Annotated in this window: 11 protein-coding genes; 5 read left to right on the top strand and 6 right to left on the bottom strand. The window is 58.8% G+C overall.

Translation table 11 applies throughout. The features are described 5' to 3' along the window. Nucleotides 1–96: 96 nt before the first annotated feature. Nucleotides 97–807, bottom strand: coding sequence for a 4'-phosphopantetheinyl transferase family protein (locus C7411_RS32935; protein ID WP_110388303.1), 711 nt, complete (start codon nt 805–807; stop codon nt 97–99). Between the two features lie 658 nt (nt 808–1465). Between C7411_RS32935 and C7411_RS32930 the strand changes: the two genes are divergently transcribed. From C7411_RS32930 to C7411_RS32920, 3 genes are all read left to right on the top strand, one after another. Beyond that, nucleotides 1466–2374 (top strand): glycosyltransferase family 2 protein, encoded by a 909-nt coding sequence (locus C7411_RS32930; protein ID WP_243413430.1) that lies wholly within the window; start codon nt 1466–1468, stop codon nt 2372–2374. A gap of 296 nt (nt 2375–2670) precedes the next feature. Continuing rightward, nucleotides 2671–4542 (top strand): HAD-IIIC family phosphatase, encoded by a 1872-nt coding sequence (locus tag C7411_RS32925; RefSeq protein ID WP_110388301.1) that lies wholly within the window; start codon nt 2671–2673, stop codon nt 4540–4542. A gap of 145 nt (nt 4543–4687) precedes the next feature. Continuing rightward, entirely contained in the window at nt 4688–5884 is a 1197-nt protein-coding gene (locus C7411_RS32920; RefSeq protein ID WP_110388300.1) for an acyltransferase family protein, read from the top strand. 87 nt (nt 5885–5971) lie between these two features. On the opposite strand, the gene C7411_RS32915 is transcribed toward C7411_RS32920, so the two are convergent. The 4 genes from C7411_RS32915 to C7411_RS37715 form a co-directional block, all read right to left on the bottom strand. Then, on the bottom strand, nt 5972–7126 hold the full coding sequence (locus tag C7411_RS32915; protein ID WP_133253740.1) for a hypothetical protein: 1155 nt from the start codon (nt 7124–7126) through the stop codon (nt 5972–5974). Between the two features lie 191 nt (nt 7127–7317). Then, complete coding sequence (locus C7411_RS32910; RefSeq protein ID WP_110388298.1) at nt 7318–7743, bottom strand: GtrA family protein; 426 nt, start codon at nt 7741–7743, stop codon at nt 7318–7320. 677 nt (nt 7744–8420) lie between these two features. After that, a complete protein-coding gene (locus tag C7411_RS32905; RefSeq protein WP_110388297.1) occupies nt 8421–9509 on the bottom strand; it encodes a TAXI family TRAP transporter solute-binding subunit in 1089 nt (362 codons plus the stop codon). A 59-nt stretch (nt 9510–9568) separates the two neighbouring features. Next, nucleotides 9569–10402 carry a hypothetical protein gene (locus C7411_RS37715; protein ID WP_165822939.1) on the bottom strand — a complete coding sequence of 278 codons (834 nt, stop codon included), beginning with the start codon at nt 10400–10402 and terminating at the stop codon, nt 9569–9571. 849 nt (nt 10403–11251) lie between these two features. Here C7411_RS37715 and groES point away from each other — a divergent pair. Continuing rightward, a complete protein-coding gene (gene groES / locus C7411_RS32895; RefSeq protein WP_028202123.1) occupies nt 11252–11542 on the top strand; it encodes a co-chaperone GroES in 291 nt (96 codons plus the stop codon). A 44-nt stretch (nt 11543–11586) separates the two neighbouring features. Then, nucleotides 11587–13227: a chaperonin GroEL gene (groL, locus tag C7411_RS32890; protein WP_110388296.1), complete on the top strand. Its 1641-nt coding sequence runs from the start codon at nt 11587–11589 to the stop codon at nt 13225–13227. A 147-nt stretch (nt 13228–13374) separates the two neighbouring features. On the opposite strand, the gene C7411_RS32885 is transcribed toward groL, so the two are convergent. Continuing rightward, nucleotides 13375–14220: a hydroxymethylpyrimidine/phosphomethylpyrimidine kinase gene (locus C7411_RS32885; protein ID WP_110388328.1), complete on the bottom strand. Its 846-nt coding sequence runs from the start codon at nt 14218–14220 to the stop codon at nt 13375–13377. Nucleotides 14221–14478: the final 258 nt, after the last annotated feature.

The following is a 14478-nucleotide window of genomic DNA, read 5'->3' as shown; positions in this document are numbered from 1 at the left end:
CTCTGTGTGCGCTCCTTCGAGGCGAAAAACAGCGTGGTGTTGTGCGTGGCAACAACCGGATCGCGACTACGACCGCGCGCCGGATGCCTTGCCAGGTCAGTTCATGTCGACGATCGACCAGCCGCTATGGCGGGCCGCCACGGCTCCCGCGCGGGTTGGACCGGGTGACAGCGTGCGAATGCGCCAATGCGAGGCTTCTGCCGCCTCGCCGCCGACGAAGCGGGGTGTCGTGTCGCCGTGAACGGAAAGATCGAACTCGAAATGCTCCGGCGGCAGGGTGAAGCCCGTGCCGAGCGCTTTCAGGCTGGCCTCCTTGCGAGCCCAGGTTTCAAAAAAGACCGTTTGCCGTTGCGATGCCGGAAGCGCGTCGAATTGTTCGCGCTCGCGAGCAGAGAAAACTTCGAGCGGCATGCTCTCCTCGATCGGACGAATATGTTCTACGTCGATGCCCACCTCGAAGCCGCCCGAAATGGCGAGTGCCGCTGTGTTTTCGCTGTGGCTCAGGTTGAAGCAGATCCTCCATCCAGCAGGTTGGCTCGTGCAAAATGGTTTGCCTTCCGGACCATATTCGAGTGCGACTGCCCGCGGGGGGAGCGAGAGATAACGGCCAAGGATCTGTCTGAGTTTTCCCCGTCCGCTCACGTAGCGGCGGCGATGCAGCTCGAAGCGAAAGTTGCCGGCCCGCTCGTGCTCCTGTGCCGACAGCATTGCCCAGTGCCGATCAAATTCACTGCTGCAGGCGTCGAGGTCCCATTGCCAGACATGGACTTCCTGCAGGGTCGGCGGCATAAGTGGCGATGCGGACATGGATGGCCTGGTTTGACTTGCGGTGCGCACGAGAGAATGTACACAGACGATTCTCGTGGATTTGTTGGGCAACCCACGGAACGATACCAGGGACACGCCCTACGATCTGTCAGGGCGTGATGTAATCACGCTGTACATCGTGCGTGCGTGTTTTGCGCCAGTGCGAGTAGATAGCCGCAACGAAGTCGTATCGCGACTTGCCAGATATCGCAGCGTGCTGTTTCAGGACACGCTCAAGCGTATGGCACGTTCGCTGACCTCAAACCTGCGAGGCTCTCCGAAGGTAGCTGGGCTGCATGGTCCTTTGCGACTCGATGCGGTGCCGGACGGATCATCTATTGCTTTGGTTTTCAGAACGCCGGTCGGTTGCGTTCGTTATTGGACCGAGTCAGCTCAATGGCCCTGGAAAAAGACTGGTCCGAGACCCGTTAGGGGAGGGTTTGCCAATCGTTTCCGTATGTAATTAGAAAGTATGTTTAATGTTTATGTAAGAATAATTGCAGGTGTACAACGGATGTTCCCGGTAAGGAACGGTAAGAATATGTGCGATTGACGCGCTATCAGATCGCGGCAGATAGTTCTACGCTTTGCACGAGGAAGTTGTCGAAATTCGGATTCGAGGTGCGGGATGCGGTGTGATTTTGACAATGCCTACAACGTGAGTGTGATCATTCCACACTACAACAGCCTTGATCTGCTGTGGGTGGCAATAGAATCGATTTCCAGTCAAACCGTTGTTCCGCGGGAAATTATCGTCGTCGATGACGCATCGGGGCAGCAGTTCGAACTGCCGGGGCGTTGCGGAGACAACATTGTCTTGCGTCTCATTCGCGAAAGTGAGAACCATGGTGCGGCGTGGTGTCGAAACCGGGGCATTGAAGAGGCCACCGGTGACCTGATCGCCTTCCTCGACGCCGACGACCGATGGCTCCCCGACAAGCTCGAGCGCTGCATCGCCGCGTTCGGCCCAAAGCCCGCCGGAAACGAAGCGAAGGTGCTCTTCAGCAACGTCGTGCTAACCGACGCAGGGCGGCGCATCCTGGGCAACCGCTCTCCCTACGATGGGCAGTCGATGCTCGACTTCATCCTGCTCGAGGGGGGCTATATTCAGACCTCGTCGATCATGATGTGGCGTCATCAGTACCCGCTGATCAGCTTCGATGGATCGTTGCGCCGTCATCAGGATTGGGATTTCGCCATTCGGGCTGAGATGGCTGGCTGCGTATTCGTTTATTTGCACGACGCACTGGTGGAGTATTCCCTGAGCGAAAGTCCCGCGAGAATATCGAAGGCGATCAGTTGCGAACCCAGTCTGGTATTTTTTGAAAAATATAACAAGCTGATGTCCAAAGGGCATGTCTCGTCGTTTATATTTAATGTTCTGATCTACAAGAAAATGAGTCTTGCCTTGAGATTTGCTATTTTCGAGCGAGTCGTGTTGAGAGAGATAGAGATTCCCGGCAAGGATTGGGCGTCACTGTTTGCGAGGCTGGTTATCGGATGGGGAGGTGTGAATTTGATCAAACAGTTGAGACGGATACTCCAGGCTCAGGATTATTCGACTTGAGTTGCATCGGCTCCGAAAAATAAAAGTCATGGCCTGCGATCCGGCAAGCCTGCAGATCCAGTTTCCTCCCCTCCCGTTTGACCCGCCTTTAATTTCGAAGCGCTAGACCAGGGCCGGTTCTTCCCCTTTATATCTCCCCGATCACCCGATTATGTCGGGGACGTTCATAAACGTCGGCGCGCCATATCCGGTTGGGGTTGTGTATGTCGGCGCACAGATGGTGCATCTGCGTTCTGCTCTAATCTCAGAGCCGATACCGCCTGTGTGTGGAGAGCGCTTCGACTTCGAGGTCCCAAATGCGTCAATTTGTCCGCGATTTGTTTTACTCGTCCGTCGCCGATAAACAGGTCAATTTACCGCTGCCGCCGACGTCGCTCGCGATCCAGTCGCGCAAGCTCAATATCCTGCTGCTCGGCACCTGTTCCGTGGAGATGCTCGTCAAGCGAAGCGCAAACTCCGGGCACCACATCCGGCACATACTGATGGGCTCGAGACGCCACGCCCCGATCCCGGAGGCCGCGCCAACCGATGACGTCGTCGTCGTGAATCTCACGCTCCGTCACATTCTCGGTGAAGTGACGCAAACGCCTGAACCCGTGGTGGACATGGTTTTTGCGCGCCTGCGTTCAGACGACGAAGCGCGCTCCTTTCTGGAAAGAACAGCGGAATATCTCGCCCAGAAGGTAGCGCAGGTCGCCGCACAGATCACGACGGCTCCGATTGTCTTCATGTCGTTTTTCGAGCCGAGCTTCAATTACGACGGCGATCTCATCGATCCATTCGCCATGACATCGCCTGGATATCTGGTCCGTGAGATCAACCGGCTTCTGTCCGACGCCGTGCGCAGGACGAATAATTGCTACTTTCTCGACGCAAACGAAATATTGAACTTTATCGGCCGCCGGCACCTGCAGGACGACGTCCTGTTGAGCAGCTCTCACGCCTCGTTCATCAACGATTGGGACTTCAAGCTGGACGCGAATCGGCTGATTGCGCCTAAAGCGATTGGAAATATCATGACATACGAGGTCGCGTCCCGCGAATTTACCCTTGCGTTCCTTTCCCGGATCGAAGCGATCGTCAAGGTCATCGAGCAGCGAGACCCGGTGAAGCTGATTATCGTCGACCTCGACGACACCATGTGGCGCGGTGTGGCAGCAGAAGGCGAGAGCGTGAGCCTGGAACAACGCATCGAAGGCTGGCCGATCGGTCTGGCCGAAGCTTTGCTATTCTTCAAGAAGCGCGGCGGATTGCTGGCGATCTGCAGCAAGAATGAAGAAGCGCCCACCATGGAACGGTTCAACGCCATCTGGCGCGGCGCCATCACCATGGACGACTTCGCGTGCGTGCGCATCAACTGGAAGCCCAAGTCGCAGAACATCCTTGAAATCCTCAAGGAGGTGAATCTGCTGCCGGGCAACTGTGTCTTTATCGACGATAACGACCGTGAGTTGTCGGAGGTGAAGGCGGCGATCCCGGCCATTCGTTGCCTCGGCGGCAATCATTACGACTGGCGGCGCATCATTCTGCGATCGGCCGAAACGCAGGTCGCCATCGTCACCGAAGAGTCATCGCGCCGCACCGAACTCGTGCGCGCGATTTCGCAGCGCGAAGCCAGTGCCGACGCCAACAATGGCGTTTCGCGGGAGGAGTGGCTCGCCTCGCTACAGCTTCGCCAGTCGTTCTTCCTGATCAGGACGCCGCAATCCGGGCACTTTGATCGCGCGTTCGAACTCATCAACAAGACAAACCAATTCAACACGACCGGGAAAAGATGGGAGCGGTCGGAGTTCGAGACGTTCATCAGTCAGGGCGGGTACTGCGTGGTCTCTTCGTTGCGGGATAAATTGATCGACAACGGCATCATCTCCGTTTGCCTGATCCATGGCGAGAAGATCGTCCAGGTCGTCCTGTCGTGCCGCGTGTTCGGGCTTGGCGCGGAGCTGGTCGTCGGGGCGATTGCGACGCGCCTGGCGCTGAAATCCGGCGCTGAGGTCCGCGCCGAGCTGGTGGACACGGGAAGGAACGCAACCTGCCACGACTATTTCAAGCGGCTCGGGTTCTCCCAAACGGCGGCGGGATTGTATTCGCGCACCGCGAACGAACTGCCGTCCTATATCGAGATCGAGAATCTGGGCACGGCCGAGTTTCCACCTGTGCGGATCTAGTGCAGCGCTTGATCGAGGCGTTTGCAAAACAACGCAGGCGTCTCGATCGCCATCCACGGCGCCCAATGAAGGCGGCCGGGTGGGAGGGCCCAGTACGCCGGCGTGGCGCTTCGGCAGCGCTGGTTCTACAGAGAGGTCAAAGAGAATGATAAGCCCGACTAGTCCCTTCGCGGTGTTTGCCGCGGTGCTCGTTGCACTCGCCACCGCCCGGATTCTGATCTGGCGGTTCGGCGCCCCCAGCGCTGCGGGACGCTTTGCGACGATCGACGGATTGAGAGGCTACCTGGCGTTTTTGGTTTTTCTGCATCATTCCTGCATATGGTACTTCTACATCAGAACCTCACAGTTTGATTCCCCTCCAACGAATTTCATGGCGAATATCGGACGAGCCAGCGTGTCCCTGTTTTTCATGATCACCGGCTTTCTGTTTTCGACAAAGATAATCAATGACAAAGAGAAGGGAGTGGACTGGATCAAGCTTTACGTCTCCCGAGTCCTGCGGCTGACGCCCTTGTATCTGTTCGCCATGCTGCTGCTTTTCGTCACTGTCGCTTTCATGTCGGGTTTCACGCTGGCGCAATCTCCTTTGACGCTGGCGATCAACGCGTTGAGATGGATCGGTTTTTCTAGTTTTGGCGAGCCGGATCTCAACGGGGTAGAGGGCACGAAACTCATTTTATCCGGTGTGTCGTGGACGCTTGCCTATGAATGGGGGTTCTATCTTTGCCTCCCTCTGCTGGCGGTCGTGATTGGAGCGATTCCGTCGCTTGCCGTATTGATAATCGGATTTGCTGGCGTGCTCGATCTTGTTCATTTTCATGCGGAATCGAGATTCCTGGCACCGTTTCTCGGGGGGATCACTGCGGCACTTCTTTGTCGTCACGCCTGGTTCCGCAACGTTTCGCAGAAGAAGATCGTCTCACTCGTTGCAATCGCTGCGATCACCGGGGCGATCACCTTGTTTCCAACGACCTATGCGCGCATCCCGTTGGCGCTGCTTTCCCTGAGCTTTGCCGTGATTGCTGGCGGCGCCACCTTGCTCGGCGCCTTGACCAGCCAGCTATCCCGCATGCTAGGAGAGCTTGCTTACAGCATCTATCTCCTGCACGGGTTCATTCTGTTTACGCTTTTCAACCTCGTCGTTGGCAAGCAAAGCGCGAGAATATTCACCCCTCTGGAGCACTGGTTCACGATCCTGCTGATCACTCCCGTCTTGATTCTTGTCAGCTATACGACCTTTCGATTGATCGAGAAGCCCGCCATGCAATACACCGAAAGTGTCAGCAAGTGGGTGCGCCAGGTCGTATTGACGAAGCGCGGCGCGTTGGAAGAGTCGCTTTGAATGCGTGTGCGCGGCTTCCATTTTGACCGAAACTGGCAGCAAGTCGTAGTGCTCGAATCTGCAGGGGAACATCGGCCTGCAACTGGGTCAGGCCGACCGGGTGAAGGTGAGTCGCAAGGGCCAACGGCAGGCCACTGCCGCAACCAGCAGAACGTAGGTTGTGAGGAAGTAGTAGGTTAGAGAATGCACTCGAATATCAAACAACCCTTCGAGGCATAGAGGCAGGATGGTCAGGAACGGGAAGACTTTTAAAAACAGCCCCACCCACCCATCGCCTCTTGATGAAAGGATCATGGACAAATAGAGGCAGACCGCAAAAACGCTGAAATCATACGACATCAATCTCGGATTGAGCAGAATGAGAATGGCGAGGAAATAAAACAATTCGCTCGTCGAGCAGATCTGCACGGAGCGTTGCCCATGTCTGACCCGAAGAACTACCGAAATCAATATAACGAGAAGCATCAGGAGAAGATGAAGGATGAACCCGGCCTTTCCCATTCCAAACCTGGAAAGCACGGCAAAAATAGTCAGCCCTGCGTCCCCATGCTGGATGATCTGATTGTAGATGGCGCCCTGAAATCCCGCCCACAGTTGCGTGTAGAGGGCAGGTTGGGCTATGTAGATACCGGCAACCGACAGCAGCACCGCGACGAATGCAAACAAACTGCGGCGGGGCAGGAAGAGGTAGAGCAAGACATAGGCAAGAAAGTAGGGCTTTATGGCAGAAAATAATATGATCGCGATCGCATGCGGCACCAACGTGTAGACGGACCGTTTCGTGTATAGAAAGTAGGAAAGCGATACGAGGAGCAGGTGTGCGAAGACGCTAATGTTTCCCGTCTGGATCGAAGCAAAGCCCGATCCGCCAATCAGGAAACCAAGAATCAGGCTAGGGGCCAGGCGATGATAGGGAATCAAGGACTTGAGACTCAGGCTAACGCAGGCAATTCCTGCTGCCGAGGCCAGAACCAGGAAGGCAAATGCTGTCGGGAAGTCGACAACGGAAAATACCTTGAGGAAAGCGGGCGGGTAAACAAACGGAAAGTCGCCCGATGCGCACGCGTAGGGGTCCCGTCCCTGCGAGTAGCAGCTCAAGCCTTTCTCATAGACGTGGTAGTCCCAGAAAAACGAGCCGCTTGTTCCGCTGAATGCGAAAACAAGTAAGAAACAGGTGGCGGCAGACAGGCTCCATAGAGGCCATGCCTTGTCGTCGGTAACGCTCGCCATATCCAGCTTCAAGTACGCCCCCATTTCGGCTAATGGTCATTAAATCTTGCAGTGGGCTGATCGCTGAACATGAGTCCCATCTGCGAATTCCCCAACCGGCCGCCGCGCAGTTCGCGCAGATTTTGATCGTGAAGACGATCACGGAGACGTGCATTCGTTAGGGAAATGTGAGGAACCCAGTACGGCGTAGCCCGTAGAGTGAATCAGGCAAACGTAAAGCGTTTATCCAGCTGGTATTTCGTGAAATAGCCGATCACCAGACCGACTGCGCCACCGGCAAGCCGTCCGGCTTCGCCATGAAAGAGTGCGTTCGCGGTGAATTCCACGGACCAGAAAAGGAGCGTGGTGCCGAGCCCCATGGCAACGTACAGCGAGAATGTGCGCACACCGTGCGCAACACTTTGGTGTTCGTAGCGGAATATCCAGGCCTTATCGAGCAGATATTTGACGACAAGCCCAACACCTGTGCCCACGCACACCGAAATTGGCACCGCAAACGGGCCCTGGTACAGGTGAAAGGAGAGGCTTTGACTGCCGAGATTGGCGCCGATAGAAATGGCGGCGAACATCGCGTACCAGAACACGAGCCGCATGCGGCTGAGTGGCATGCTAGCAGCGGTGCTGCTCATAGCGTACTCCTCTTGAACGCCGCACAGGGCAGCGCGCGGATAACAAGCGTGTACTCGGCCCGGGACCCGCTCGCCTCACCACGCACGACGCCGGCTCCAGTCCATTGCGATGAAGCGATCGCAATGGCCCCAGAAAGCGGGCATCAAGACGCTCATGACGTGTGGTCGCCGGACAAAGGAATGACGGTTGACGCATGTTAGGCAAACTGCCGCGGAACTACCGTTCGCCGGAACACAAAGCTCGCCTTATTGAGTGCGCACTCTTCCTTGTCGGCATCCTGAATAGGAGGCACCCCATTCGATCGGGTGGTCGGTGGGCAATATTTCTATCGCATTCGTGTGCAGAACTGCATCACGTGGCGGAACAAGCCTGCCATTTGTCGGGATGCAGGCTATTACGATCGTGCCTACGGTGAGGCCGGCACCGCGGGGCCGCTGCCAGGCGCTCCAGGTGGCAGCGGGTCGATAGGGATGTGCGTATGCCGACTGCATGGCTGAATTTGATCCTGGAGCGACAGCCAGCGAACGTCGTGTCTATCGCTCCCGGGAACAGGAAGAATGGCACTTCAGACATACGAAAGCGCGCCTGTGATGTTCATCACCTGAACGCCTGGATCATCGCGCGGTTCCGTATGCGCGTTCCGCCGCCTGTTGGAAGATGTCCATTCCGTGTCAAATTACTTGCAAAGCAGCAGCAGTCGCTCCTGGTCCGGGCACGGCCGCGCATTGACCTGTTCCATGGCGGCGGCGCGCGGCGGCGCGGCCGCCTGCACCGCGGCACGATGCGCGAAACACGCCTTCAGACGTCGCTCGACGGGCGGATAGTATTGCCAGCCTTTGCCGAGGCCCGGCAGTTCGAGCTTGACCTGCTTCCATTTCGGATGGCCGTGCTCCTGCAGGTTGGTGAAGTTCTCGCAGAGCGAATCGGCAAAGCGCCTCAGGTTGCCGACCGTATCGCGCAGGTTGTAGTCGTAGGTGACGAGAAACGCCTTGACCGTCCACGTCGGCACGTCTTCCTTGAGCCAGTTCGGGTAACTCGACACATGGATCGTCGCGGGATAGTAAGTCTGCTTTGCGCGCGCCGTTTCTGGCGCGTTCGGATCGACGCGCAGGAAGCGGATCTGCTGCAGCAGTTCGGGGTTCATGTCGGTAAAGAGCTTCGCGGGCTGCCCGGCGACGATGATCGCCACATCGATCTTCTTGACGATGAGCGCGGCCAGCGCGTCTTCGTTGCTCAGGTGTTGCGCGTTCTGCTCGGGAATGGGCTGGCCGAACATGAGGCGGTACAGCGTCGTCGCCGACTGCGCGGTGCCGCTGCCGATCAGGCCGACGCTGATCGCCTTGTCCTTGATCTCGTTGATCGTCTTCATCGGCGAGTCGTTACGCACGACAAAGTAAATCTCCTCGTCGTAGAGCGGCATGATGAGCCGTAGCGGCCGTATCAGCGTGCCGGCCTCTTCGTTGCCGGAATTGGCCATGTCGACGTAGGCCTGGTAGACGTCGGACTGCACGAGCGCGAGCTTCACGCCGGGCTCGAAGCGCATGCGCTGCACGTTTTCCGCCGAGCCTTTCGACGGAATCACTTCGAGGTCGATGCCCGCCGGCGGTGCCACCCATTTCGCCAGATCCTGGCCGATCTGAATGTAGGTGCCGCGCTCCGGACCGGTCACGATCTTGTAGTTCGCGTCTGCTGCGGCGGCGAGCGCGGCCGTCGAAAAAAGCTGAATGATCAGCGCCGCCAGTCCCGCGAGTATCGCTTTCAGCATGGTCTCTCTCCCGCCTTTGTGTACGTTGTACGGCACGCTCGAATATTCGCAAATCCTCTTCAATGACTGGCTTCGGAGGACGCGGCGTGTTTCCACCCAAGCTGGAGAATCGCGCGCTCCTCGGCATCGACGCCGTTTTCGTCACTTGCCGGACTGGCGGCAGATGTTGTAACGCTCGCGCTCGCCTTGGCGGGGTCCGGTGGATTCCCGCTCGCCGATGCGCTGGTCGCGCCCGGCAGCGGGGGCGGGGACGCAGCGGTGACCGGGTCGTCCGGTATGGCCGGTCTGGCGGCGCCCCAGTCTCGCGACGAAGGCAGCGGTACGGTGCTTGCGCCGCGCGGCAGTGGCGCGCTCGCATCCGCCTGCGCGGCGCCATTCGGCGAACCCAGCGGGGACCAGCCCGTCGCCACGATGGCGCGCTCCATCAACGATCGCGCGTGCACGCTGCCAGGATCAATTGCCAGCGCCTTCGATGCCTGTTCTCGCACACAATCCCAGGCACGTTGCGAAGCACATCGTTCCGCGCTTTGCAACGCGTCATCGCGGCTTTGCTCCACCGGTGCGCTGTCGCGCTGCATCTCGCGCGCTTGCCCGTTGTTCGCCTCGCGCGTGAGTGCGGCATTCGTGCTTGGCATGCTTTTCTCGGCGAAGTTCGCGCGTGCGGCGCGTACTTCTCTTTCCTGCCCGCGCCTTTCTCCGTACAGCAGAAACGCAACGTATGCGATTGCGACGATCAGCCAGACGAGCAATACGCCCTTCACGAAATGCCTTTTCCCCGTGTGCCAGAACGGCCGCTGATCCTCGAGTCGATAGTGGTGCAAATAGTCGGCCTGCACCGATGGGCGACCGGATATGGCCGCGCCGGCAAGCGATACCTTCGCGACGGCAGGCATAGGCGCTGCTGCCGACCGAAAGACTCTTGTCGTCGCTTTCGGGCGCGCGTGCGCAGCCGTGTCGAGCGGTCGATCCGTGCCGCAGTAAGGGCAGGAATCGACGTGCTGGTAGAGTGCCCCGCCGCAGAACTTGCACGGTGTGGGGAAACTCGGGTTCCAGGTCATCTGAGCGGACATGCTGTCGTTCCACCGTCATGGCGACGCCATTTCGGCATGTTCAGGATCGTCGTTGAAGCGATCGGCGAGGCCTCGCGGAACCCACGATCTGCATGCGCAGGAGAGCGGCGGCGCCTGACCGGGTGCGGCCGCTTGAAAGATCATATGAGTGATTTTCCATTCATACGCAAATTGCCAGTGTTGCCTACCGCACATATACGCTGCCTGCCCGGACGAACGGACTCAAGTCAGGCCCGCCCGTGGCACAGTGATATGGCACCAAAATTGATCGACGTTGGGGATTTCCCCGAGAGACGTCCCAAATGGCTCAGCAGGTCCGGGCGTGCTGGCTGGATATATCTGCCCCCAGATTCATGCGGTTCCCTGAGGAATCGAGTGTCATTGAGGCCTATCGTATTGTTTTTAATTGAAAATATTTCAATATGGCACTCAATTCCGGTAGCCGGTAGTTCTAACTTCGGTCGGCGAAAGTGGCTCCCAGGTTGTCTCGATCTCAACGAAAATTCTCCCTTCCGCCCCTTCTTGAATTTGTCATTCCTCGTCCATATAATTAGCACTCACCGAATGAGAGTGCTAACAACGCTCGGTGCACAAACTTCTCTGGCTGGCGGTTACCGGCAGCCAGGTTTTCTTGAGTCGCTTCAAGTCCTAATCAAGAGAGAGGATCTATCCATGAACCTTCGTCCTTTGCATGATCGCGTGATCGTCAAGCGCCTGGATCAAGAAACCAAGACCGCTTCGGGCATCGTGATCCCGGACGCAGCGGCAGAAAAGCCGGATCAAGGCGAAGTCCTGGCCATCGGCCCGGGCAAGCGCGACGACAAGGGCGCCCTGATCGCGCTCGACGTGAAGGTCGGCGATCGCGTCCTGTTCGGCAAGTACGCTGGCCAGACCGTCAAGGTCGACGGCAACGAACTGCTCGTGATGCGCGAAGAAGACATCATGGCCGTGGTGAACAAGTAAGTTCATTCCACCGCTCACTATTCAAGAATCCAAGGAGTTAGAAGATGGCAGCTAAAGACGTCGTGTTCGGCGATTCCGCCCGTTCCAAGATGGTTGAAGGCGTGAACATTCTCGCCAACGCAGTGAAGGTCACGCTGGGTCCGAAGGGCCGCAACGTGGTTCTCGAGCGCTCGTTCGGCGGCCCGACGGTCACCAAGGACGGTGTCTCGGTCGCAAAGGAAATCGAGCTCAAGGACAAGCTCCAGAACATGGGCGCGCAAATGGTCAAGGAAGTCGCTTCCAAGACCAGCGACAACGCCGGTGACGGCACGACGACGGCTACGGTTCTGGCCCAGTCGATCGTCCGCGAAGGCATGAAGTACGTCGCATCGGGCATGAACCCGATGGACCTCAAGCGCGGCATCGACAAGGCCGTCGCCGCAGCAATCGAAGAGCTGCGCAAGGTCAGCAAGCCCTGCACGACCAACAAGGAAATCGCGCAAGTCGGCTCGATCTCGGCCAACAGCGACACGTCGATCGGCGACCGTATCGCTGAAGCGATGGACAAGGTCGGCAAGGAAGGCGTCATCACCGTCGAAGACGGCAAGTCGCTGCAAGACGAGCTGGAAGTCGTCGAAGGTATGCAGTTCGATCGCGGCTACCTCTCGCCGTACTTCATCAACAACCCGGACAAGCAAGTCGCCGTGCTGGAAAGCCCGTTCGTCCTGCTGTTCGACAAGAAGATCTCGAACATCCGCGATCTGCTGCCGGTTCTGGAACAAGTCGCGAAGGCTGGCCGTCCGCTGCTGATCATCGCTGAAGACGTCGAAGGCGAAGCGCTCGCAACGCTGGTCGTCAACAACATCCGTGGCATCCTGAAGACCGTCGCCGTCAAGGCTCCGGGCTTCGGCGACCGTCGCAAGGCCATGCTGGAAGACATCGCGATCCTGACCGGCGGCCAGGTCATCGCGGAAGAAACCGGCCTCACACTCGAAAAGGCAACGCTGGCCGAACTGGGCCAAGCCAAGCGCATCGAAGTGGGCAAGGAAAACACGACGATCATCGACGGCGCTGGCGAAGCCGTGAACATCGAAGCGCGCGTGAAGCAGATCCGCACGCAAATCGAAGAAGCGACGTCGGACTACGACCGTGAAAAGCTGCAAGAGCGCGTTGCCAAGCTGGCAGGCGGCGTGGCAGTGATCAAGGTCGGCGCTGCGACCGAAGTCGAAATGAAGGAAAAGAAGGCACGCGTGGAAGACGCGCTGCACGCAACCCGCGCTGCCGTTGAAGAAGGCATCGTCCCGGGCGGCGGCGTTGCGCTGATCCGTGCACGTACGGCAATTGCCGGCGTGAAGGGTTCTAACGCCGACCAGGACGCAGGTATCAAGATCGTCCTGCGCGCCATGGAAGAGCCGCTGCGCCAGATCGTCACGAACGGCGGCGAAGAAGCTTCGGTCGTCGTGGCAGCGGTTGCCGCTGGTTCGGGCAACTACGGCTACAACGCAGCGACCGGCGAGTACGGCGACCTCGTGGAAGCCGGCGTGGTCGACCCGACGAAGGTCACGCGTACCGCGCTGCAAAACGCAGCTTCGGTGGCTGGCCTGCTCCTGACGACGGACGCAGCCGTTGCTGAAGTGCCGAAGGAAGATGCTCCGATGCCTGGCGGCATGCCTGGCGGCATGGGTGGCATGGGCATGGACATGTAATCCAGGCTCACGCCGAAATTACATCGAAGTGCAGGGGACGCGCCGCAAGGCGTGTTTCCCTGGCCCGAAAAGAAAAAACCCGCAGCGATGCGGGTTTTTTCGTCTGTGGGATTTGCGTATTTTGTGCGTGCCGCAGCGCCCCGAGCGTTATTGCTTCGCTTCGCCGGGCGAGGCCTCGTCCGTGTCAGCGTCGTTGCTCCGCGCCCAGAAGAACCGGTCAGGCAGCCATGCGCCCATGCCTGGCCTGAACGCGCTCTGCACCGCCTGATACACATACTCCTGCGCCTCGCGCACGGCCTCGGGCGGCTCCTGGCCGTTCGCGAGCAGCGCGGCGATGGCGGCGCCGAGCGTATCGGTCAGGCCCATCATCGGCTGCATGGAGCGGTCCCACAGGTCCTGGCGCAACTGGCCGTCTTCGCAGTACAGCGTGTTGACGACGCGATGCGTGCCCGTTTCCATCGCCAGGATGTACTCGCAGCCCATGGCGAGCAGGTGCGCGATGGCGGCGTCGACGCTGGGCGCCTCCGCGTCGCCGTCCGGTTGCGCGAGCGCGATCAGCGTAGCGGAGTCGGCCACGAGCAGCGTGGTCTGCGGCACGAGCAGGTCAGCCATGGCTTCACGCAGTTCGTCGGCGGCGAGTACGTGCTCGTCGTCGAGCGTGAAATCGGGAGCGAGGATGAGCGGCACGTCGTCGTAGTCGGCGACCACTTCCGCGATTGCGCTCACGACCTCGGCACGCGCGCCTGCGCCTACCTTGAACGCCGCGATGGGCATGTCTTCGAGCAGCATGCGCGCCTGGGTGGCGACGGTTTCCGGATCGAGCCCGGTCACTTCGTCGCAACCCGCGGAGTCGCGCACCGTGTAACCGGTCAGCGCGGTGACGCCATGGCATCCCATGCTGGCGAGCGTGAGCAGGTCGGCTTGCAGTCCGCCGCCGCCCGTCGGGTCGGAAAGGCCGAAGGTGAGGACGATGGGAGGGGTGTCGCTGGGCATGAACGTGGCGAGATGGATTTGGACTTCGGGCGCGGCGTACCGTGCCGTCATAAGAGAATGCTTCAATTATGCGGCTTATCGATGAATCCGGGGGACGGATGACCCCGGCGCGCGCGAGGATTTTTTCGCGCTGCACGGGCCGCTTGCGGCGACGCATTTCGTTTGATCCCGTGCAGGCCAGATTTCCTCTTGCTAGGCATGGAAACGGCAACAAGGTACCATCATGGCTCTCGTTTCCCCGATTTTTTTTCCGACTGG

The sequence above is a fragment of the Paraburkholderia silvatlantica genome, assembly GCF_003096715.1.
Lineage (GTDB): Bacteria > Pseudomonadota > Gammaproteobacteria > Burkholderiales > Burkholderiaceae > Paraburkholderia > Paraburkholderia silvatlantica.
The sequence above is the reverse complement of the archived record's forward strand: the minus strand, read 5'-3'. Positions and strand labels throughout refer to the sequence as shown.

Excerpts from the sequence above, each read along its gene's own strand:
- C7411_RS32935 (WP_110388303.1), bottom strand. The coding sequence starts at position 807 with ATGTCCGCATCGCCACTTATGCCGCCGACCCTGCAGGAAGTCCATGTC.
- C7411_RS32925 (WP_110388301.1), top strand. The coding sequence starts at position 2,671 with ATGCGTCAATTTGTCCGCGATTTGTTTTACTCGTCCGTCGCCGATAAA.
- C7411_RS32920 (WP_110388300.1), top strand. The coding sequence starts at position 4,688 with ATGATAAGCCCGACTAGTCCCTTCGCGGTGTTTGCCGCGGTGCTCGTT.
- C7411_RS32910 (WP_110388298.1), bottom strand. The coding sequence starts at position 7,743 with ATGAGCAGCACCGCTGCTAGCATGCCACTCAGCCGCATGCGGCTCGTG.
- C7411_RS32905 (WP_110388297.1), bottom strand. The coding sequence starts at position 9,509 with ATGCTGAAAGCGATACTCGCGGGACTGGCGGCGCTGATCATTCAGCTT.
- C7411_RS37715 (WP_165822939.1), bottom strand. The coding sequence starts at position 10,402 with ATGCCTGCCGTCGCGAAGGTATCGCTTGCCGGCGCGGCCATATCCGGT.
- groES (WP_028202123.1), top strand. The coding sequence starts at position 11,252 with ATGAACCTTCGTCCTTTGCATGATCGCGTGATCGTCAAGCGCCTGGAT.
- groL (WP_110388296.1), top strand. The coding sequence starts at position 11,587 with ATGGCAGCTAAAGACGTCGTGTTCGGCGATTCCGCCCGTTCCAAGATG.
- C7411_RS32885 (WP_110388328.1), bottom strand. The coding sequence starts at position 14,220 with ATGCCCAGCGACACCCCTCCCATCGTCCTCACCTTCGGCCTTTCCGAC.